The sequence below is a fragment of the Kaistella sp. genome, from assembly GCF_041824135.1.
GTDB lineage: Bacteria > Bacteroidota > Bacteroidia > Flavobacteriales > Weeksellaceae > Kaistella.
This window is the reverse complement of the sequence record NZ_JBGZYM010000072.1, coordinates 55,697-74,586: the sequence shown is the minus strand read 5'-3', so window position 1 is coordinate 74,586 and position 18,890 is coordinate 55,697. Positions and strand designations below refer to the sequence as shown.

Genomic DNA, 18,890 nt, shown 5'->3' with positions numbered 1-18,890 from the left:
GTTGTAGGTATTCATCTCCATTTTTTTATCCGACAAAACCAGAAATATATTTTGTCCTGAATATAGTTTTATCAAATATACTGATTTACAATCATATACATGAAACTTGAAATTGTAGTTCAGATAAGAAGATTACTATTAAATAAAAATTGAACTATTCTAAAAGAGCAAAGAATCAATTACATTTAAAACTGATGAGCACAAAAATCTTTAGAATAATAAACTTGGATATTATAAAGAAAGCCATCCCAATATTTTGAGACGGCTTTTATTAAAACAATAATTCTGCTGTATTAGAAAATACAATTACATTATTAAACGAACGCCACCCAGATCGGAAACCCGGTAACTAAACCGATCACTTGGGGAAGCGATAAACATAAAGTTTTTGGGAATATTCCATTTTTGAGAAAGTTGCTCGATGAGATCTGGTGTAAATTCACCTGTTATTTCAATAAACTCAATATCAATTTCGGGGTAAGCACGATCTAAAACTTCAATATCTACTTTCAATTTTTCATTGTCATCGCCAGGTTTCATTATGTTGACAATTTTTAATTTTTTAGTTGTTTCATTGATTTGAACATATTGCATTACTTTATTGAGGATCGCCACATCATCGCGCTTTGTAAAAAAAACAAATTCCTGCGAGTGCACTTTAAAATACATCTGTTTCAATTTTCTATTCGACAGAACAGATAATTTTCTCAACGGTCTGAAAAAAGCATCAGCCGTGACCAATAAAGCCGATATAATGATGGAGCGGTTTAACATCACCATGACTATCAAAAGTGCGGGAATTAAATAAAAGATAAAAGTTTTAAAAGAACTGGGATTTAATATAAAGTTGCCCCAGAAGGCAAGAGCGATAAAGGCAATTGCTACTAAAACACTAAAAACAGGTGCATATTCCGGACGTGGTAATTTTTTACGTTTGACTTTTAACATCAAATTTCCAATCCCAAAAAGAGCCATTACGGAGAGAAATGAAAACGTATAAACTCCAGCAAGAGAAGTCAGCACGCCATTGGTCGCAATTAATACGGAAACACATAATAATAGAAAAGCAAATGCAATCCGATAGTGCGAACCCTTTTTATGTTGTTTAAGAAAAAAATTAGGAAGAATTCTATCTAAAGTCATTCTGTTTACCAGCCCTGAAACACCGACGAACGAAGTTAGAACTGCACCACAAAGCACTAGAACGGCATCTCCAGAGATCAAATAAGCCAGCCATTTTCCGCCAGTTACTTCGCCAACATACGCCAAAAGCGATTCCCGATGCGCACCTACGGAAGCAAGTGGTAAAACGAAAATAATTATTAAAGCAATAAGCGGATTAAAGAAACTCACTGCCAACCACATATTGCGTAATGTTTTGGGAAATATTCCAGGCTCTTGCTCTTCTACAAAATTGGCAGAACTTTCAAAACTAGAAATCCCTAACATTGCCGCTGAAAACCCCAGAAAAAGGGCCATAATGATTCCACCAGATTTCACTGGAACTGCCCAGTTGAGATGTAAAGTAGACAAACCATTATTTGCAATAAACCAAAATCCCGCAATGACCAATAGTGTTAGTGAAACCAAATGGATCAAAAATATCACTACAGCAACGATGGAAGATTCACCAATTCCCGAAATTGTTAACAAAGTAAAAATACCGAGTACGACAATCGTTGCAATCATCACATCAAGACTTGGTATCAGTTGATTTAAAGAATGCATCGCCTCTGAACCCGAGAGTACCGCGGTTGCCATGTAAGACAAGACGGTAAGTGTGGCTGCAAGAGAAGCTAATCTTTTGGAAGAAGTGTTGAGTAAAACGTTGTAAGCGCCTCCGTTCAGGGGAAGCGCTCCTACGACTTCACCGTAAATTTTACGGAAAAGAAATAAAACCATCGCTACAACGAGCAGCGAAATCCAAACATATTGTCCAGCGTACATAATCGTAAGCGCCGATACATAAAGGCAAGAAGATGTAATATCATTGCCAGAAATTGCAGTCGACTGCAATTCATTGAGTTTTTTATGGACGGATTTTTCCATTTCTCATATTTTTCAATTTCGATTTCTCGTCTAAGATCTGATCATTATTCAAGACATTAATCCCACCAATTTTTCGGTCGATCAAGGCTTTTACGCCAGTATGAAAGGTTTGAGATGCTGCTGTTTTTTTGGTTGGTATTGTATTTTTCATCATTTTAAAATTATGGAGTTAAAAATTATTGGTTGCCTATAAAAATTTCTTTCTGAAATTATTAGGACTTTCCTGCGTTATTTTTTTAAAGTATTTGCCGAAATGTGATTTATCTGAAAAACCAAGTTCAAATGAAATTTCAGTAACTGACAGATCGGTGTTGAGCAGTAATCTTTCCGCTTCTAAGATCACTCTATTTTGAATGACGTTTTCTGCAGAAATATCGAGTTTTTCTTTGATCAAAGCATTAAGATAGTTCGCTGAAATCGTAAGTTTTTCCGAGTAGTCAGAAGTTCTCTTCAGTTCTTTAAAATGGATTTCTACCAGATTTTTAAACTGTTCGATATAATTACTTTTGCGATTGGTCTTAAAATCTATATAGTTTGCATTGTCCGTTTTTCTAATATATTTAAGCATTGAAGCCTTTAGTAAAAGACAGATTATTTCTTTGCTTAATACTTCAGGTTGCGTAAATTCTTTTTTAATATCGTTGATTCCTGCTCTGAAATTAACCAAGTCACTTTTAGAAAAATCCATGAATGATGGTAAATGAGAAAAGGCGGTATCGTTTTTAATTTTTCTATTTCCAGTATAAATTAAATTATAAAAAGACCGCGTAAAAAGAACAGCTTCTCCTTTTAAATTCTCTGCCTCAGTTAGTCTAAAGACTTGATTATAATTTATAAAAAAGACTCTTCCTTTTTTCAGGTCATGAACTTCATTATCAATGATCAATTTTCCAAAACCACTTTCTACAATGAACATGGTATAAAATTTCGTTTTAAAAGAATTATCTACTTTGAATAGCGCCACAACATCTGAAAGCGTCAACAAAACAAACTCTCCAGCAAACGAAAAAGGCAGTTTCAAAGAGTCAATCGTCATCGTATTAATAAGTGAGTTGGTCATGAAAAGGTCTGTTTTAATAATTACTCAAAGGTAAAACAAACCATTTTAATCGAAATATTTTTTAAGTATTTTTTGAAAAAGATTATTTTAAAGAAGAATTATTGAAGTAAAAAGCCATCAAAACAATGGAAAACTTTGACCCTTCCACTATCAAATTTTGTTTTATTTTAAAGGAAAAAGTTTAGTTTAGACAAATATATTCGTCTTCTCTACTTTCTAAAGGAACGATTTCGGTATCCACTTTTTTGTCAACGTAATCGGAATTCATGGATCTTAGAACAGCCATATAATTCATACTAAAGTCAATCGTATCGCCAACTTCAAGATTTCCAGAATTTTCTCCTAAATCTAAAATCAACATATCGGAACTTGCACCTATAATTCCGATGCCCGGAACTAAGGACTCGATATCTTTAAGATCAATATCCAGTAATCCAACATCTACTATTGCTCTTAGGGAAGATTTTCCTTTTTCCTCCTCAGAAAAAGTTGGAGTTTCACCAGTGAGATTTGTTCCAGCGATCCCAGAAGGAATTGTTGGTTTCTGTTGCTTTTCAATAATCTCTGCCGTCAGTGTAAAAACGTCCTGATACATTCCAGTAATCAAAGAATCTTTATAAACGTTGGTACCAAAAAACAAAGTTTCACCCACGCGGAAATGATTGATTCCCAAAGGTATTTCTTTTCTAAAAATCAACGGAATCGTTACTGAAGAACCGCCGGAAATGTACGGAATTTTCTCACCAGAATTTTCTTCGATGATTTCTTTGAATCTGTTGAGTTTGTACAATTTTTTCTCATCAGGTAAAATCCCATTTAGACAATTCAAATTGGTTCCTAAACCCACCACTTCGATATTGGGTAACGCCAGAACCTCATCATAAAACTGCATAAGATTAAGCGCCATTATACCTTCCCGCAACTCGCCCATTTCTACCATAAGCACTACTCTATGCACTTTGTTTTGAGCCACTGCTTCTGCAGAAAGTAATTCTAAAGTTCCTAATTCGGTATTGAAACTTACATCTGCAAATTTTACAATGCTTTTTGCCAAACGCTTTGCTGGAGGTTTAATGTAAATGGTCTGCGTTTTTGGAGATAGTTTCTTGATGGTTTTTAGATTGCTCAACCTGGAATCACAAATTTCTTTATCAGACAAGTTCAACAAAACCTGTAAAAATTTTTCATTTCCGCATAGTAACTTGGCAACAATTGCCCACTCAATTTCATTTTCTGCGAAAAGTTGATTGAGTACTTTGTAGTTATGTCGAAGCTTTGCAGTATGTAAAGTAATGTATGACATGTTATTTTTTTAATCTCATTTCGAGATATTTGCTGGAAAAGCCTAATTTTTCATATAAAAATTTCGCTGGATTATCGGGTTCACAATGCAAGGCCATATCACCGTCTGAAAGGTTAATGGCGGTTTGCATCAACTGTTTTCCGACGCCTTTTCCTCTCATATTTTTATCCGTCGCGATATAAACCAAAATGTTTTCCGGAATATAGCCGTCCATTCCAGTTTTATTAGTGATCACGGCTCCAACTATTTTTTGAGAATCAGAATCGATGGCTGAAAGAACCATTCCACCTGGTTTATTGTTTTGCCCAAAAGCGTAAACCATGCATTTTTCAATATCAGCTTTTGGATCACCATATTGCTCTAAACTTTCAAATAGAAAATTAATGATATCATTTTTTATTTCTTCTGTCGCTATATTATCTGGTGAATAAGTATTTATTTTAATCATATTGTAGTTTTTTTTTATCCTGGAATTGGCATTGTGATATCGTAACCCATCAAGTCTTCAGGCTTATTATTAATTCTATCTAGTTTAGACTTAACGATTAAGAGAGGAATATCTGTGCCATTAATCATTTTTTTAAAGAAATTATCTGCCATAAAAGATTTCCAGGAATCTTCATCTTGATCGGCTAAAATAATGATATCACTCTCCTTGTCGATGGCTGCTTGTATGATCACCTCAGCATTATCGTGAGACAATTGAAATTCTGATTCGTAATCTGCGGACTTCAGCATTAAGTTTCTTTTCATAGCGATGTAATCTTTCTTCACATCTTCCATTTTATCTAAATCACCAACCCCTAAAAGATTGATATCACCTCCATTTTTTTCGGCTAAAAGAATAGACAAATCTGCTTTTTGATCAAGCTCATGATTCACGCGTACCGGAAACAGAATTTTTTTAAAGGAAGTTTTTCTAAATGTTTCAGGAATCAACAACACTGAACAGTTCGCATTCAAAAGTATATTGTAAGAATTAGAACCTAAAATAAACTGTCTGATTTTTTGTCGTCCAGAGGTTCCCATTACAACAATATCAACCTTATTAGTTAGTATTAACTCATTGATACTGTCCAGAATACTTTCGCTGCTAATTTTTGTTTCAATAGTTATGTTAAATTCCTGGTTCAATGAAGTTTGAAGTTCAAGCAGTTTCGTTTTAGCAGTGTTCCTGTTTTCCTGAACGGTATCTGCACCAATAACCTGCTTTCCGCCGCGATCGATCATATAATAAGTATGAACAGTATGGGAAATGATCAATTTTGCCTCATGTCGTTGTGCCATTTTAACCGCCACTCTCAAAGCATTTTTTGATAAGTCGGAAAAATCCGTTGGTACCAATATGGTTTTAATTTCAGTTTTCATCTTCATTAATCGTTTAAGTTCATAACTATCTCGGTGCAAAATTACAAAGACGAATATAAAAAGCGTGTCAGTAATACACCCATTTGTGGTACTAATTACTTTTTAATGGAAACTATTTTATACAATTATATCAATTTCAACTAAATAAATAAAATAGAGATACCTTGAAAGCAAAGAAGCCGAAAGACATTCTTCCGGCTTCGTGATTAAATTTTATTCTGTGTAAATGAGCTGTTTGGAAGATTATACTTTTAACTCTCCTTCTACGCCACCGTCTTCATTTTTACTTCCAGTGACGGCTGCAAAAACCATTTTCGCCATAGCGAATATTTTATTATCTTTTGTTTCGTAGTAGTATCCATCTTCTGGACTTACGCCGATTACGGTAACGCGCGGATCATCTTTTCCTTCAAACCAAGCATCCGCAAAACTGCTATAATACTTGTCAATCAGAGCTCGATCCTGCGAAATTTTCGCATTTCCTTTTATAAATACATATTCATAAGAAGAATCATTTTGAAAGTGCAATTGAACCGTAGAATCTTCGGAGATATTTTGGTTGTGCGTACTGTCTATCGCGCTGATAAACCAAAGCGTTCCATGCTCGTCAACTTCTTGCAAAGCCATTGGAATGCTGTGCGCATCATGTCCTACCTTGGTGGTGAAAAAACAGATTCCAGCTTTCTCAGTTAAGTCCTTAATTTTTTCGATGGCTTCGTTTCCGCCTAAATCTTTGTGTGGTGATTGTGCTTGTCCCATAATTTAAATTTTAATGTTTTGGTAAATTTTAATGAGTGAGTTTAAAGTTTTAAAAAATGATATCCTTTAAAAACACTTTTCATAGATTATCAATTTTTAGTCCAAAAACTTACTAAAATATTAAATTTAAGACATTTTAATACTATTAATTACAATTTGATTATTGCCAAAGTTTCCCAAAGCAGAATAAAAAAATACCGAAAGATTACTCCTCCGGTATTTCATAATTGATTAACAATCGAATTTTAATCTACAATCATTTTTGCAGATTGTGATTTCGTTGTTACAAAATAAACTCCTTTTGGTAATTTATGAAGGTTCATTTTTTCTTTGTTATTTACGTTATTAATGGTTTGTAATAATTGACCATTTACACTGTAAATCTTAACCGTTTCGTTTTTATCGATTCCTTTGATAAAAAATTCGCTGTTTTTTACGGGGTTCGGATAAATGGTCATCTTTTCATTTCTGATTTCTGTAACCTCAGTTGCTAAAGAAGAATAGCAAGTCCAAGAAAGATTATCAAAAGAAACTCTATTGCTTGTGGTTTCATCAATTAATTCGATAATTACATTTCCTTCAATATTAATGTTTTCAATGGTTTGGGTTTTTGCCGTTTTAGAATATGGAATTAAACCTTTTTCTACACCATTGATTTTTAAAATATAATTACCAGCACTGTCACTAAACGGAAGATAAGTTTTAACCTTCAAAGTTCCGATACCACCAGAGATGACAGAAGATTTCAAACTTCCTTTTTTAAGACAAATTGCTTTATTAGTTGCGCCATCAATATAGATTTGAGTATCAGTTCTTGCGAAAGTAGACGTCCAAACAATTCCGTTAGCAGACCATGTTCTGTCACCATATGACGAAGCAGGAGGATTTCCACCTGTTGAGGGAATATTCTCAAAGTCTTCTGTTCCACACGTAGTTCCCGGTCCAATCGGACCAGCTTCGGTGGTTCCAACAACTGAAGCACTATTTGCTGATGTATTACCTGCTGCATCTTTTGCTGCAATAAAGAATAAGTATGATGTTTCTGGAGTTAAACCCGTAACCGTTATTGAAGTTGAATTCGAATTGCCAAAAAGAACACCGTCTTTATAAACATCGTAACCTGAAACAGCAACATTGTCTGTAGAATCCGTCCAATTCAAAGTAACACTGGAAGAAGTAACTCCCGTAACCGCTAGATTAGTAGGAACTGAAGGCGCTTCGACATCTGCAACTCCGCCACCACCTAAAGTATCTGGCCAAGTATTCTGTGCTGCAGGACCACCCCAAATCACCGTTGCTAAATAAGGATTATCGATAAAAGGATTTCTATTTTTCTGCATATTGGCTACCACATTCTGTCTTTGTAATTCAAAAGCAGAAACCGGATCTTCCACATTCCATTTTAATAAAATATCTGGAAAGTCTGACGAATACGTACTTGGATTCATGGCAATGTTTAAAGGCAAACATCTCGTGTTGTATCTCACATACATGTACATTAGAATTCTGGCAACATCACCTTTCCACTCATCACCTGGATACCAACCACCACGACTGGTTGTATATGCTAAAGCGCCAAGACCATCATCAAATAACAAACTTCCTCTGGCACTGTTTAATGAAATATCAGCCGGACGAAGATGGTGACCATCAGCTCCTGGGCCAGATGTTCCTAAGTTCGGAGTTCCTTTTGATTTTGCATAAACGTGTTCGCGGTTCCAGCTTCCGCCCGCACTGCGACTACGCTGATGCATACCTGAACCTTGCGATCCGTACACTAACAGGATATTTCCTGCTTGATCAGGATCGGCATCACTCGTTACCATCAACGTTTTCAATTCGCTGTAAGTGATAATCTTAGTGTGTGTGGATGTAATTAAAGTAGCCAAGTCATTCTTCAACTCATTTTGAGTTTTATTAAAATTAATGCCCGAGTAATACGCTGGTGCGGATTGAGCATAGATGAAGAATGAAATGATACTTGCTAAAAAAGATAGTTTTAGTCTCATGTTATAATTATTTATTGTTTTCTGCGATTATCGTATTCTGATAAAGAACACGGAATGGATTTTCTTTGATGATCATTAAAGTTGCTTGATTGAATTCGAGGAAGATCTGTTCCTCAAAAAGGTATAATTTTGCTGGAACTTTATGGTCAATAACAGCTGATTCCAGGTCAACGGAAATCCCAATTTGTAATTCAGTATCGGTACAAGTTGTTTCTTGATTCCATTGAAGAAGGTTTTTTGGAAAAGACAAAACACTCGTCCAGAGTCCGGGATGGTTTTCTCCTGTACCTACAAGAAGGCGATTATTTTCTTTATCGATTTGAATGACGTACAATGGTTCTTTTTTTCCACCTACTTTAATTCCTTTTCGCTGTCCTAATTTAAAATTTTCAAGGCCCGAATGTTCTCCCACTAAAAAGCCATCAAATAAAGAATACTTTGGCTCCTCAGATTTCCAGAGTAGTTCTTCTTTCTTCGATAAAAAATCAGGCTGCACCCTTTTGTAAAAAAGAGCGGATACTGGAATCTCAACTATTTGTCCTTTCTCGGTCATTTTCTAAAAGCCTTAAAATCATCCTATTAAAATGTGATAGCTCATCACTTTCTTTTAGGGCGGGCTAAATTATATATAATATTTTAGATTGTGGGTAATAAATATCATTTTTATAACAATACCGTAACGATCAGCCTTTACGAACGAATTATCAGCAATTTTTCGCTCACAAGTTTATTTTCATCGAAATGAATTAACTATTTCGTAACTTACTTCATTGTGTTTTTTAAATATACTTTCAACTATTTCTAAATGCTAAGGTTTGCAGTCGGAATCCATAGTCATCTATTGATCATCACAAAAACATCCTCTTCTATTACTAAAAAATTACGTCGGTTTTAAACCACTAAAATTTACCGTAAATTGCAACTACTAAAACAATACTAATGAAAATAATTAAAATCGGATTTTTACTTTTATTTGGATTCTTTCTGACTTCATGTGTAGTAGCGGCCGCAGCGAAAGTAGTGACCACCGCAGCGAAAGTTGGTATATCTGCCGTGAAAGGAACCGTAAAAGGAGTTAGTTGGGCCGTAAAAAAAGCGGAGGGAAAAATTGATGAAGACCGTCTCAACGGAACCTGGAAAGTAGTTGGTGTTTATGATGGAACCTACGAACAGTTTGTACAGGACAGTGATCCAGCGAATAACTTCAAAAGCGAATGCGCGCACGGTTCAGAGGTGATTGAATTTAAATCTAAAAGAGGAAAATTTCAACCGGTGCATTGTGAGTCAGAAAAAGAAGACTGGGTGAAATATAAATTTGAGTTTGGCAAAAATCCGCAAACGAAAAATAAAGAAAACTATTTGAAATACAATTCGGTCAACTACATTTCTATCATTGATGTTACCAGTAAGACCATGGTTTTAGAAGGCAACTTAATGGCGAGTTATGCATTCTCTGGTGGCAAATTATATTTGTTTGAAAAAGTGAAATAGACTTTCTGTATTTCATTGGCAGTTATAATTACTTATTATTACAAGTACTGGTTATCGTCAGCAGTATCTAAATTGGTTAACGAAAAAAAGAAGAAGTTTACCAATTATTTTAGCAGTTAAAGGCACATTAATTTTTTAAAATTCAATGGACAACTAAGACGTTAATTTTAACTATTTTAACATTTTATTTGCATCGTATTAATTAATTTTCGTACCTTATCAGATAATTCAAAAACAATACAAAATTTATGGCGGATTCTTTCACAAAAAAAGAAAACATTAAGAAAAAAATTCAGAAACAAAAGGAAAAAGCAATGCGCCGCGACGAGCGGAAAGAAAGCAATGACAAAGGAAAAGGGCTTGATGACATGATCATGTACGTAGATGCAAATGGTCAGCTTACAAGCACTCCTCCGAACAAGAGTAATGAAGAAGGGATTGATGTTAATAACATTCAGTTAGGTGCTGCGCCTATTGAAGCTGAAGAAGCGATTAAAACTGGAACGGTCACTTTCCTAAGTGAAAAGGGTTATGGTTTTATTACCGAGGAGAAAAGCAAGGAAAATATTTTCTTCCACGAAAACAACTGTGCAGAACAAATTAAAAAAGGAAATCGTGTTTCCTTCGAAATTGAGAAATCTCCAAAAGGATTATCTGCAATCGACATTAAAGTGGTTAAGTAAATCATTAAAAAAAAGCTTCTCTCGAAGCTTTTTTTTTGCTTTAAACTTAATCTATCCAACACTTAACTGAATAAACAGTTCTATACTATTATTTCCACTTGATGCTCACAATAATTTCATTTTTTCGATCCAGAACTTGATACGGTGCGTTGTAGCCTAAAAAACGGAAATTACCGAAATACTCGATTCCACTTAATTTTAAAGAATTTTCTAATTGATCAGCATATTTTTTAATATCCTCATCATTGGCATAGCCACCAAACTGAATTGCAGCAACGTATTCTTCCGCTGTCTTCTCGATTTTTATCTCTAAATTATCAGGCTTAGGTAAGTTTTCTCTATTGTATTCCGACGGCATTACAAAACTCATCGAAGATTCAGAATCATTAATGTCCATGTGAACTGGCGACGCCATCGCAATATTTTTTTGATCCTTATTTGCCCCAAATATAAAGGACGCCAATTTTCGAAAGCCAGTTGAAGATAATTCCTTATAAGATTTTGCATTCATCGAAACAGTGGCCATAGTAGCTGACGGATATTTCCGAATCTCAAAATCTTTTTCTGTTTTAATAACTTGATAAGATTGCGTTTCAGTTTTTGCCATGATAAAATAAATTTGAGTCGCCAAAAACAGGACGATGATTATGCTGGTAATGATGAGAAAAGTTTTCATACATCGCGGAATTTAAACGATTTAAGATAAAGAACATTAATAAATACTTTATTGCCTGCTTCTGTATTTCTCCCTTGACAAAATTTTCTCTGCTTCTCTCTCAATGAAAAGCCTCGCAATTGTTTCAGCAGCTGTAATTGTGTTGTCTGTATTTTCAGCCAACTTCTGTTTTAGTTTCGTTTCAGAAATATCTACCCGATAAAGAATACTCACTAAGCGGTTGAAATCATTTCGAATTAAATCATCAATAAAGCCAACTAAAATTGAGAATTGCTCCGCATCAGATTTCTGTTCGCTGTTGAACTCCAGAAGATCAAGATTGTTGACTACAGTATTTAATGCTTTGTTATTTTCCATCACCTACTAAAATTAGATAAAAATTATCACTATTCAATAAATTTCATTTCAGAAACGAAGCTTTTCTTATCTTTTTAACAATTAATTAAGATTTATTTGTAGATTGCTTCAGTGCTTTTATATTATATGAAGAAATTTAATTTTGTCTACCAAAAATCAGCACCTGAAAACAAACGAATTTTATGTTTAAATCTACGCTCAACAAGGGAATATTTCTTCCCAGTATTATCTTTATATTATTGGTTTCTGTGGTTTCCATCCTCTATCCAGCAGTGACTGATCAAATATTGGATACCATCAAAAACTTTATTTTCGTCAATCTGAACTGGGTTTACGTCTGGTCCGTAACGTGTTTCGTTATTTTTCTCATTTATTTATTGTTCAGTAAGTATGGAAAAATCCGCCTGGGTGATAATGACAGCCGACCAGAGCATTCTTTTTTCTCCTGGGTCGCCATGTTATTTTCTGCGGGAATGGGAATTGGACTCATGTATTTTGGGGTCGCCGAACCGATGCAACATTATACTTCTGAAGTTTTTGGTTTGCAGGAATATGTGAACAAACCCAAAAACGCACAATTGTATACTTTTTTCCATTGGGGAATACACGCCTGGGCAATTTATGGACTGGTAGGATTATCACTTTCCTATTTCACTTACCGACTTAAACTTCCTTTATCATTAAGAAGTTGTTTCTATCCATTATTAAAAAATAAAACCGATGGAAGTTGGGGAAACGCAATTGATGTATTCGCCTTGTGCAGTACCTTTTTTGGAATTACTACGACGCTGGGTTTTGGTGTTGTTCAAATTAATTCGGGCCTACAACATTTAAATATTGTTCCAGATACCAGCTTTATGTATCAAATCATTATCGTAGGTGTCCTGGTATCATTGGCGGTACTTTCGGCTCTCACCGGAGTTGATAAAGGCATCAAAATATTAAGCAATATCAATGTCACCATGGTAGTGGCGCTACTGGTATTCATTCTGATATTAGGTCCGACCGTTTATTTAATCGGAAGTTTCACGGAAGGACTGGGCAATTATATCAGCAACTTTTTTCACTTAACATTTGCTACCCACGTTTATGATGAAGAGCAGTTACCCTGGTTTTATGACTGGACGATTCTCTATTGGGCCTGGTGGATTTCCTGGTCGCCTTACGTTGGACTTTTCATTGCAAAAATATCTAAAGGCAGAACAATCCGCGAGTTTATTGGAGCCGTACTGTTACTACCATCTTTATTTAATTTTATCTGGATGACCGTTTTTGGAAACAGTGCCATTTGGTTTGATGAGAATGTAGGAAATGGCGCTCTAAGTGCTGTGGCTGGTAATCCTGACGCGTTAATGTTTCGGTTTTTAGAATACTTACCCTTTTCTACCATCGCCAGTTTTATGACCATTTTAATCGTGATCATCTTTTTTGTAACCTCTGCGGATTCGGGTATTTTTGTAATGAATAATATCGCGACCAAAAACGCTCTGAAATCCCCGAAATGGCAAACTGTTTTGTGGGGAGTATTATTGGGAGGACTGTCTTTACTTCTTCTGAATGCTGGTGGATTAAAAGCCCTTCAAAGTATGACGCTCATCACCGCTCTGCCATTTTCCGTTATTTTGATTTTGTTTATTGTAAGTTTAATTAAAGCACTCGCCATTGACCAGGCCTATTACGATCGTACGTTTTCCAAAGCAACTGTTCCGTGGTCAGGAAGATTATGGAAAGACCGACTGAAACAGATTGTTGCCACCAAAGACCGCAAATCGATTGATCATTTTGTGAACACAGTTGTTAAAGAAGCTTTTATCGAACTTCAGGCTGAGTTCGCCGAAAACGGAATCGCCTCCAGTTTAAATCAAAATTCTAATCCTACAAAAGTTGAAATAGAGATCAAATATGACACGATCAACAATTTCGTCTATGGTGTGGAGACGACTTCGAAAAAAGTATCCGGTTTCTTGGTAGATGAAGATAATATTCCAGAAGTTCAGGAGAAAGGAGCTTTTTATCCAAAAGCCTATTTCGGCGATACCAGAGAAAGCTACGATGTTCAGTACTTTACAAAAAACGAATTGATTTCCGACGTTTTAAAGCATTACGATCGGTTCTTAGATATTGTGTCGGAAGAAAGAAATGAAATGTTTATCAGCACCGATTCGAACGAGCGATATCAATAATCTGCTTTTAATTTTTAAAATAAATAAACCTCTAAAATTATTTTTCAGAGGTTTGTTTTTTGTTGTTATAATGTGGTAATAAACATCAATATTAATCAGATCCTTATTTAAAAAGGTAACAGCGTAGTGTCAAATCATATGATTTTTTATGCAATAATCATCAAATTTAAAAATGCAAAAAAAATAATATCTTAATCTTTACAATTGCTTTAATCCAGCCATCATAAATGGTCCAATTGGCAAAGCGGTCACTATTTTAAGATCATCCAAAATGCTACTTTCATTACCCAAAAATTTTAAAATCTGTTCAGGCGAACGTTTTGAAAACATCAAAGAAAAAATTTCTTTGCCTTGCATCTTTCCAGACAAAATAACTTCGAGTAAAGTGCGGTCATACCACTCATATCGCTTGTCATCAAAAGATTTTTCAAGATTAGGATTTTTTTGCTGCACTAAATTTTTAACGATTTGGGCTGTATTTTTCTGTACAAACTGAAAAGTATAGCCACTACTCGCCTTAGTGTAACCACCCGCTGTTCCAATGTTAATGATGCGATTAAATGCATCACTCTTCCGCTCAAACTTGGCTAATGACATTGGTATAATCCCAAATTCTGTGTGGGTAATTTCGTAATCTGAAATTTGAAGGTTATTTCCAATGTAATGCGTCAAGGCCGTTCTATATTCTTCTTTTGGTAAAACACTCTTGCTGAATAAAGTGTACTCGACCAAAGCTTCTGTGGAACTTGTCGGTAAAACATACATGAAGGTTGCGCCATGTTTTTGATCTAATGTAAAGTCCATTAACGTTCCAACCTTTGAATCGAAAGTTGCTTCTTTCGTTTTAATGACCCAACCCGTAAAATGTTGAAGCAACGAATTTTCTTCTGTGATCTTCGGATTAAATAAAGAAGTTGAATTGAATAAATATTCAGAATGGTAAACATTCTCCTCCGTTTCTACGGTCGCCTCAATAGCATCTGAAGTAATCCTTTTTATATTTTCATTTTTGAAGGTCACATTTTCGAAACCTGCTGCATACGAAAGGACAAACTCATAAAAATCTTTTCCCTGTATCATTTTGTAGCGATACTTTTCCAAATCAAATTGCCGGGTAAAATCTTCATTTTTAAAGATCAAAGATTTCCATTCATGAATGACCACCGATTCAAAAAGACCTTTTCCTTCCTCCCAAAAACACCAGGTTCTATCGTTTTCATTCTTTTGAATCCGATCAATCACCAGGATTTTTTTAGATTGTAAAACGGGATCGATCAGCAATCGGTAAAGCAAACTTAATCCAGCACAGCCAGAGCCAGCAATGATATAATCGTATTTTAGGTCCTTATTCTTCATGTAAAATTTTGAGGTGATCTTCTATTCATCAATAGAATTTTTGAAAATGATATTCGTCGATTAAAGATAGACTTTTGTTGGTTTGAAAATTGAAAACAAGTTTTAGATTGCGTAATTTATTTGCCGATACAGAATCTAAACAATCCTTTATCTATGGTGATTCAAGAGGGTCAAGGTGTACAAAAGTAGTACTGTTCTAACATGCTGCAACATCTTTTTACTTACATTTCCACCCGATTTTCGTCTCCTGTAAGTACCATCATTACTGAATTCTGTAAAAATACAACATTTTTCAAGATTTATATTGTACACCTTGACAAACCTAAAAATCAGAAAATCAATTACTTAACTAAAATAGAGACTATTAAAAAAATAATAGATGTTAACATGATCATCTTTAAATATCCATTACTTAAGATAAATTCTTATCTAAAAGACGTTTTTGATTTACTAATCACTCGAAACAAAATACCAATCTTTAAATTTCTCTAAATGCCAATACTCAATTTTACCTTATTTTTAGTGTCTCGAAAAAATGGAAGATAAAGGTGGGAACTAACATTCGACATCATAGAAAGACGCATATCGTAATTACAGTGAATTATGTATCAAATTACAGTATAAAATTTTCAAGAACCTTTAAAGTTATTATTTAAAATATTAATTATTTAATTTAATATTTGTTAGGTCACTTGTATTCACCTTCTTACCTAAAAATTTAGGCTTTCTCGCAATTACACAATCAAAGAAACTTTTTATAGTAGCAAACCACTCTCTAGCAAAGTACTTTCTCTGCCCTTTAGAAGATGACGAGTATCCGACTGCGTTAATCCCTTTCTGCTGTGCTAGATAAACTGATCGATTTAGATGAAACTTTTGAGTAACTATAACCGCATCCTTTATACCAAAAACCTTGCTTGCTCGTGACATTGTGGAATAAGTATCAAAACCCGCATAATCTCCGAAAATCTTATTTTGTGGAATTCCGGCATTCACCAGATATTCGTTCATTGCACTAATTTCATCGTAAGATTTCTCACCATTATCTCCAGAAACTAAAACTTTCTTAATAATTCCTTTATTGTAAAGATCAACTGAATCGTCTAATCTTTGTTTAAGAAAACTACCCGGCTTACCGTTTTTTTTAACACCGGCGCCAAGTACGATCGCAAATTCTTTTCTCGGAATATTAATACTTTGATTATAAATTTCATCTTTAACAGTGTACTTTACATAAATTGGCAATACTAATATCAATACTGCAATTATAGCGGTAATTACAGTCAGTGGAAATATTTTCATAGAATTTGGCATGTATTATTACTTATAAGAAGAAGTTCTCAACATAAAATATATTCCGGCAAAAAGAAGGGAAACTCCAATTTTGCATGCAATAAAAAGTACAACTGCTACAGAAATAAATAATAATCCAAAGATATTATCAAATATTTTTGTCTCTCGAACTCTTTTTCGGCAAGTCTTTTCACGCGCTAAATAGTAAGAATAAATACCGCATATATTTGATCCTTATCAAACCTTTCTTCTCTAAAATCCTGAGCCCAAATTTTTAATTAAGTTTCTCCTTATGAAGAAGATGCTTAGATCTTAAGATTATATTCTCTCTTTGCATAATGTATTTATTTAAGAACCAGAAAAGCCTTTAAATTTGCATGTCTAAAAATTTATTTTTAATTGGGATATCATATTAGTGCTTTGATGCAATTTTGCTAAAGGCACGCACGAATTTGGATGATTTACGCTTTTTGGAGATTTGAAAAGCCATTTTGAAACATCACTTTTTTAACATAACTCTTGAAATTTTTTCCTGAATCGAAGAGGTTTTCTAATATTTGTAAATAATTCTCTAGTACCCCCAGTGCCTACTATTTGAATACTTCCAAATCCTAATATTCTGCCCAAAACACTTTGATTAACATTGACACTTTCAATTTTCGTCAAGTTAAGTTCAACCGTTCTTCTTCTAATTAATCCAGTCTTTACAATTACCCTTTTATTTGTAATTGCAAATTCATCTGTCCAACGGTCAAGGATAGGTGCGATAAACAATGTAAGTAATGACCTTAATGAAATAAAAATTATCCAATGATAAGACGTTTCATATTGTACATGTTCTCCCGAAATCAAATTATTTTTTACGTAAGTTCCCATTTGTTAATTTTTGTATCAATGATAACCAATTAATTTATCTTTCAAAATATTATCACTACTAAACAATTTTTCAATTGCAGCTTATAAGTTTAAAAGCAAAAACGGCAAATGACCGAACAAAGAACTTTATCACAAAGTAAGTCATTTGATTATTTACCGTTTTTTAATAGTTTTAATTATTTATACAGCATAGCATAATACTACATTTCTAAGTCCTCACCTGTTAGATCATCATCTAAAGTTGACGTTACATCTTCTTTTGTTTCAGGAAATACTAATGATGCTAAAACGGATATAATTAAAACTCCAGCGACAATTCCTAACGAAATGGGTGAGGAAATATGATACCATGGTGAGATTAGCATTTTCACACCGATGAAACTTAATACTATTGCTAACCCATATGGTAATTTGCTAAACATGTGGATGAAATTTGCTAGTAAAAAGTACAGCGATCGTAATCCCAAAATCGCAAAAATATTGGAAGTATATAATATAAATGGATCTTTAGAAATAGCAAAGATTGCAGGTATTGAATCTACGGCAAATAGCACATCGGTAAATTCTATAACCGCAACAACAACTAACAATGGTGTTGCCATTCGCATTCCATTTTGTACGGTGAAAAATTTATCGCCATCGTAATTATCTGAAATTTTATAGAATTTTTTTACCAGTTTTGCACCTGCAGTATCACTAAAATCTTCATCTTCGTCGTCATCGCCAGATCCCCAGGATTGAATTCCTGCATAAATTAGAAACAATCCAAACAAAGTCATTACTAAATTTATTGGAGGTAATTCTACTGTCTTTACATCAATAACATATTTTGCATTAATAGCAACAAGAAGTGAAACTGCAAATAAGATTCCTAGACTTAAGAAGATCTTTTCTTCTCGTAAATATTTAAATGTCAAAACAATCACTGCTAATGCAATCAAGCTCCATATGACATAAAAAGTATTGCTTTCATTTGTCAGGAATGCTGATAAATAAGTTACGTTTATAATTCCAACGCCGGCAAATATAAATATGGCTCTAAAAATTAAAGCACCAATTATCCCCCAAAATAAAACTTTATGGTGTAGATGTTTTGGTACTTTAAAAAAACTAAATACTAGAATAAATACAAATAAGTTATCTACAGACAAAGCTTTTTCAACCCAATATGCTGCTTGAAATTGTGTAAATTTCTCAACTGCAATTTCATGTCCGCCTGCATCTTGATTAAAAATCCAATAAACAACACCAGAAAAGACCATTGAAAGGGAAATCCAAATGACACTCCATATCGTTGCTTCTTTAGATGTTACTTCATGCGCTTTTTTATTAAAAATTCCTAAATCTAATAAGAGCATGATAAAAATGACTACAGCAAATCCTACGATCAGGCCTGGATGTAAATCGATAATGTTTTGATTCATTTG

At 34.1% G+C, this 18,890-nt stretch carries 18 protein-coding genes; 3 read left to right on the top strand and 15 right to left on the bottom strand.

Annotated features, from left to right (window positions below; translation table 11 throughout):
* Positions 1-306: 306 nt before the first annotated feature.
* The 9 genes from ACEYOS_RS08135 to ACEYOS_RS08095 all read right to left on the bottom strand — a co-directional run bounded on the left by ACEYOS_RS08135 (position 307) and on the right by ACEYOS_RS08095 (position 9,101).
* A complete protein-coding gene (locus ACEYOS_RS08135; protein ID WP_373707920.1) occupies positions 307-2,049 on the bottom strand; it encodes an APC family permease in 1,743 nt (580 codons plus the stop codon).
* Positions 2,030-2,200: a hypothetical protein gene (locus ACEYOS_RS08130; protein ID WP_373707921.1), complete on the bottom strand. Its 171-nt coding sequence runs from the start codon at positions 2,198-2,200 to the stop codon at positions 2,030-2,032. The genes ACEYOS_RS08135 and ACEYOS_RS08130 overlap by 20 nt, the downstream gene beginning before the upstream one ends.
* A gap of 36 nt (positions 2,201-2,236) precedes the next feature.
* Complete coding sequence (locus ACEYOS_RS08125) at positions 2,237-3,109, bottom strand: helix-turn-helix domain-containing protein (RefSeq protein WP_373707922.1); 873 nt, start codon at positions 3,107-3,109, stop codon at positions 2,237-2,239.
* A gap of 181 nt (positions 3,110-3,290) precedes the next feature.
* On the bottom strand, positions 3,291-4,412 hold the full coding sequence (locus ACEYOS_RS08120) for an alanine racemase (RefSeq protein WP_373707923.1): 1,122 nt from the start codon (positions 4,410-4,412) through the stop codon (positions 3,291-3,293).
* Between the two features lies 1 nt (position 4,413).
* A complete protein-coding gene (locus ACEYOS_RS08115) occupies positions 4,414-4,860 on the bottom strand; it encodes a GNAT family N-acetyltransferase (protein WP_373707924.1) in 447 nt (148 codons plus the stop codon).
* A gap of 14 nt (positions 4,861-4,874) precedes the next feature.
* Positions 4,875-5,780: a universal stress protein gene (locus ACEYOS_RS08110; protein WP_373707925.1), complete on the bottom strand. Its 906-nt coding sequence runs from the start codon at positions 5,778-5,780 to the stop codon at positions 4,875-4,877.
* A 243-nt stretch (positions 5,781-6,023) separates the two neighbouring features.
* Entirely contained in the window at positions 6,024-6,539 is a 516-nt protein-coding gene (locus ACEYOS_RS08105; RefSeq protein WP_373707926.1) for a pyridoxamine 5'-phosphate oxidase family protein, read from the bottom strand.
* A gap of 245 nt (positions 6,540-6,784) precedes the next feature.
* On the bottom strand, positions 6,785-8,548 hold the full coding sequence (locus ACEYOS_RS08100) for an endonuclease (RefSeq protein ID WP_373707927.1): 1,764 nt from the start codon (positions 8,546-8,548) through the stop codon (positions 6,785-6,787).
* Positions 8,549-8,555: 7 nt separating this feature from the next.
* Positions 8,556-9,101 carry a tRNA methyl transferase PRC-barrel domain-containing protein gene (locus tag ACEYOS_RS08095; RefSeq protein ID WP_373707928.1) on the bottom strand — a complete coding sequence of 182 codons (546 nt, stop codon included), beginning with the start codon at positions 9,099-9,101 and terminating at the stop codon, positions 8,556-8,558.
* Between the two features lie 386 nt (positions 9,102-9,487).
* Between ACEYOS_RS08095 and ACEYOS_RS08090 the strand changes: the two genes are divergently transcribed.
* Both ACEYOS_RS08090 and ACEYOS_RS08085 read left to right on the top strand, forming a co-directional pair.
* Complete coding sequence (locus ACEYOS_RS08090) at positions 9,488-10,039, top strand: hypothetical protein (protein WP_373707929.1); 552 nt, start codon at positions 9,488-9,490, stop codon at positions 10,037-10,039.
* Between the two features lie 248 nt (positions 10,040-10,287).
* The gene (locus ACEYOS_RS08085; RefSeq protein ID WP_373707930.1) at positions 10,288-10,722 is read left to right on the top strand and encodes a cold shock domain-containing protein; all 435 of its coding nucleotides are present in this window, start codon (positions 10,288-10,290) and stop codon (positions 10,720-10,722) included.
* Between the two features lie 88 nt (positions 10,723-10,810).
* Here the strand turns inward: ACEYOS_RS08085 and ACEYOS_RS08080 are convergent, their stop codons facing one another.
* Together ACEYOS_RS08080 and ACEYOS_RS08075 are read right to left on the bottom strand one after the other, a co-directional pair.
* Positions 10,811-11,398 carry a heme-binding protein gene (locus ACEYOS_RS08080; RefSeq protein WP_373707931.1) on the bottom strand — a complete coding sequence of 196 codons (588 nt, stop codon included), beginning with the start codon at positions 11,396-11,398 and terminating at the stop codon, positions 10,811-10,813.
* Between the two features lie 48 nt (positions 11,399-11,446).
* Positions 11,447-11,755: a hypothetical protein gene (locus ACEYOS_RS08075; RefSeq protein WP_373707932.1), complete on the bottom strand. Its 309-nt coding sequence runs from the start codon at positions 11,753-11,755 to the stop codon at positions 11,447-11,449.
* A 182-nt stretch (positions 11,756-11,937) separates the two neighbouring features.
* Between ACEYOS_RS08075 and ACEYOS_RS08070 the strand changes: the two genes are divergently transcribed.
* Positions 11,938-13,938, top strand: coding sequence for a BCCT family transporter (locus ACEYOS_RS08070; protein ID WP_373707933.1), 2,001 nt, complete (start codon positions 11,938-11,940; stop codon positions 13,936-13,938).
* A 198-nt stretch (positions 13,939-14,136) separates the two neighbouring features.
* On the opposite strand, the gene ACEYOS_RS08065 is transcribed toward ACEYOS_RS08070, so the two are convergent.
* The 4 genes from ACEYOS_RS08065 to ACEYOS_RS08050 all read right to left on the bottom strand — a co-directional run bounded on the left by ACEYOS_RS08065 (position 14,137) and on the right by ACEYOS_RS08050 (position 18,887).
* Positions 14,137-15,294 (bottom strand): lycopene cyclase family protein, encoded by a 1,158-nt coding sequence (locus ACEYOS_RS08065; protein ID WP_373707934.1) that lies wholly within the window; start codon positions 15,292-15,294, stop codon positions 14,137-14,139.
* 660 nt (positions 15,295-15,954) lie between these two features.
* On the bottom strand, positions 15,955-16,596 hold the full coding sequence (locus ACEYOS_RS08060) for a vancomycin high temperature exclusion protein (protein WP_373707935.1): 642 nt from the start codon (positions 16,594-16,596) through the stop codon (positions 15,955-15,957).
* Between the two features lie 498 nt (positions 16,597-17,094).
* The gene (locus tag ACEYOS_RS08055) at positions 17,095-17,463 is read right to left on the bottom strand and encodes a PH domain-containing protein (protein WP_373707936.1); all 369 of its coding nucleotides are present in this window, start codon (positions 17,461-17,463) and stop codon (positions 17,095-17,097) included.
* Positions 17,464-17,663: 200 nt separating this feature from the next.
* The gene (locus tag ACEYOS_RS08050) at positions 17,664-18,887 is read right to left on the bottom strand and encodes a hypothetical protein (protein WP_373707937.1); all 1,224 of its coding nucleotides are present in this window, start codon (positions 18,885-18,887) and stop codon (positions 17,664-17,666) included.
* Positions 18,888-18,890: the final 3 nt, after the last annotated feature.

What these genes read in the sequence shown, in the direction of transcription:
- ACEYOS_RS08135 (WP_373707920.1), bottom strand. Translation starts at nt 2,049, where the DNA reads ATGGAAAAATCCGTCCATAAAAAACTCAATGAATTGCAGTCGACTGCA.
- ACEYOS_RS08130 (WP_373707921.1), bottom strand. Translation starts at nt 2,200, where the DNA reads ATGAAAAATACAATACCAACCAAAAAAACAGCAGCATCTCAAACCTTT.
- ACEYOS_RS08125 (WP_373707922.1), bottom strand. Translation starts at nt 3,109, where the DNA reads ATGACCAACTCACTTATTAATACGATGACGATTGACTCTTTGAAACTG.
- ACEYOS_RS08120 (WP_373707923.1), bottom strand. Translation starts at nt 4,412, where the DNA reads ATGTCATACATTACTTTACATACTGCAAAGCTTCGACATAACTACAAA.
- ACEYOS_RS08115 (WP_373707924.1), bottom strand. Translation starts at nt 4,860, where the DNA reads ATGATTAAAATAAATACTTATTCACCAGATAATATAGCGACAGAAGAA.
- ACEYOS_RS08110 (WP_373707925.1), bottom strand. Translation starts at nt 5,780, where the DNA reads ATGAAAACTGAAATTAAAACCATATTGGTACCAACGGATTTTTCCGAC.
- ACEYOS_RS08105 (WP_373707926.1), bottom strand. Translation starts at nt 6,539, where the DNA reads ATGGGACAAGCACAATCACCACACAAAGATTTAGGCGGAAACGAAGCC.
- ACEYOS_RS08100 (WP_373707927.1), bottom strand. Translation starts at nt 8,548, where the DNA reads ATGAGACTAAAACTATCTTTTTTAGCAAGTATCATTTCATTCTTCATC.
- ACEYOS_RS08095 (WP_373707928.1), bottom strand. Translation starts at nt 9,101, where the DNA reads ATGACCGAGAAAGGACAAATAGTTGAGATTCCAGTATCCGCTCTTTTT.
- ACEYOS_RS08090 (WP_373707929.1), top strand. Translation starts at nt 9,488, where the DNA reads ATGAAAATAATTAAAATCGGATTTTTACTTTTATTTGGATTCTTTCTG.
- ACEYOS_RS08085 (WP_373707930.1), top strand. Translation starts at nt 10,288, where the DNA reads ATGGCGGATTCTTTCACAAAAAAAGAAAACATTAAGAAAAAAATTCAG.
- ACEYOS_RS08080 (WP_373707931.1), bottom strand. Translation starts at nt 11,398, where the DNA reads ATGAAAACTTTTCTCATCATTACCAGCATAATCATCGTCCTGTTTTTG.
- ACEYOS_RS08075 (WP_373707932.1), bottom strand. Translation starts at nt 11,755, where the DNA reads ATGGAAAATAACAAAGCATTAAATACTGTAGTCAACAATCTTGATCTT.
- ACEYOS_RS08070 (WP_373707933.1), top strand. Translation starts at nt 11,938, where the DNA reads ATGTTTAAATCTACGCTCAACAAGGGAATATTTCTTCCCAGTATTATC.
- ACEYOS_RS08065 (WP_373707934.1), bottom strand. Translation starts at nt 15,294, where the DNA reads ATGAAGAATAAGGACCTAAAATACGATTATATCATTGCTGGCTCTGGC.
- ACEYOS_RS08060 (WP_373707935.1), bottom strand. Translation starts at nt 16,596, where the DNA reads ATGAAAATATTTCCACTGACTGTAATTACCGCTATAATTGCAGTATTG.
- ACEYOS_RS08055 (WP_373707936.1), bottom strand. Translation starts at nt 17,463, where the DNA reads ATGGGAACTTACGTAAAAAATAATTTGATTTCGGGAGAACATGTACAA.
- ACEYOS_RS08050 (WP_373707937.1), bottom strand. Translation starts at nt 18,887, where the DNA reads ATGAATCAAAACATTATCGATTTACATCCAGGCCTGATCGTAGGATTT.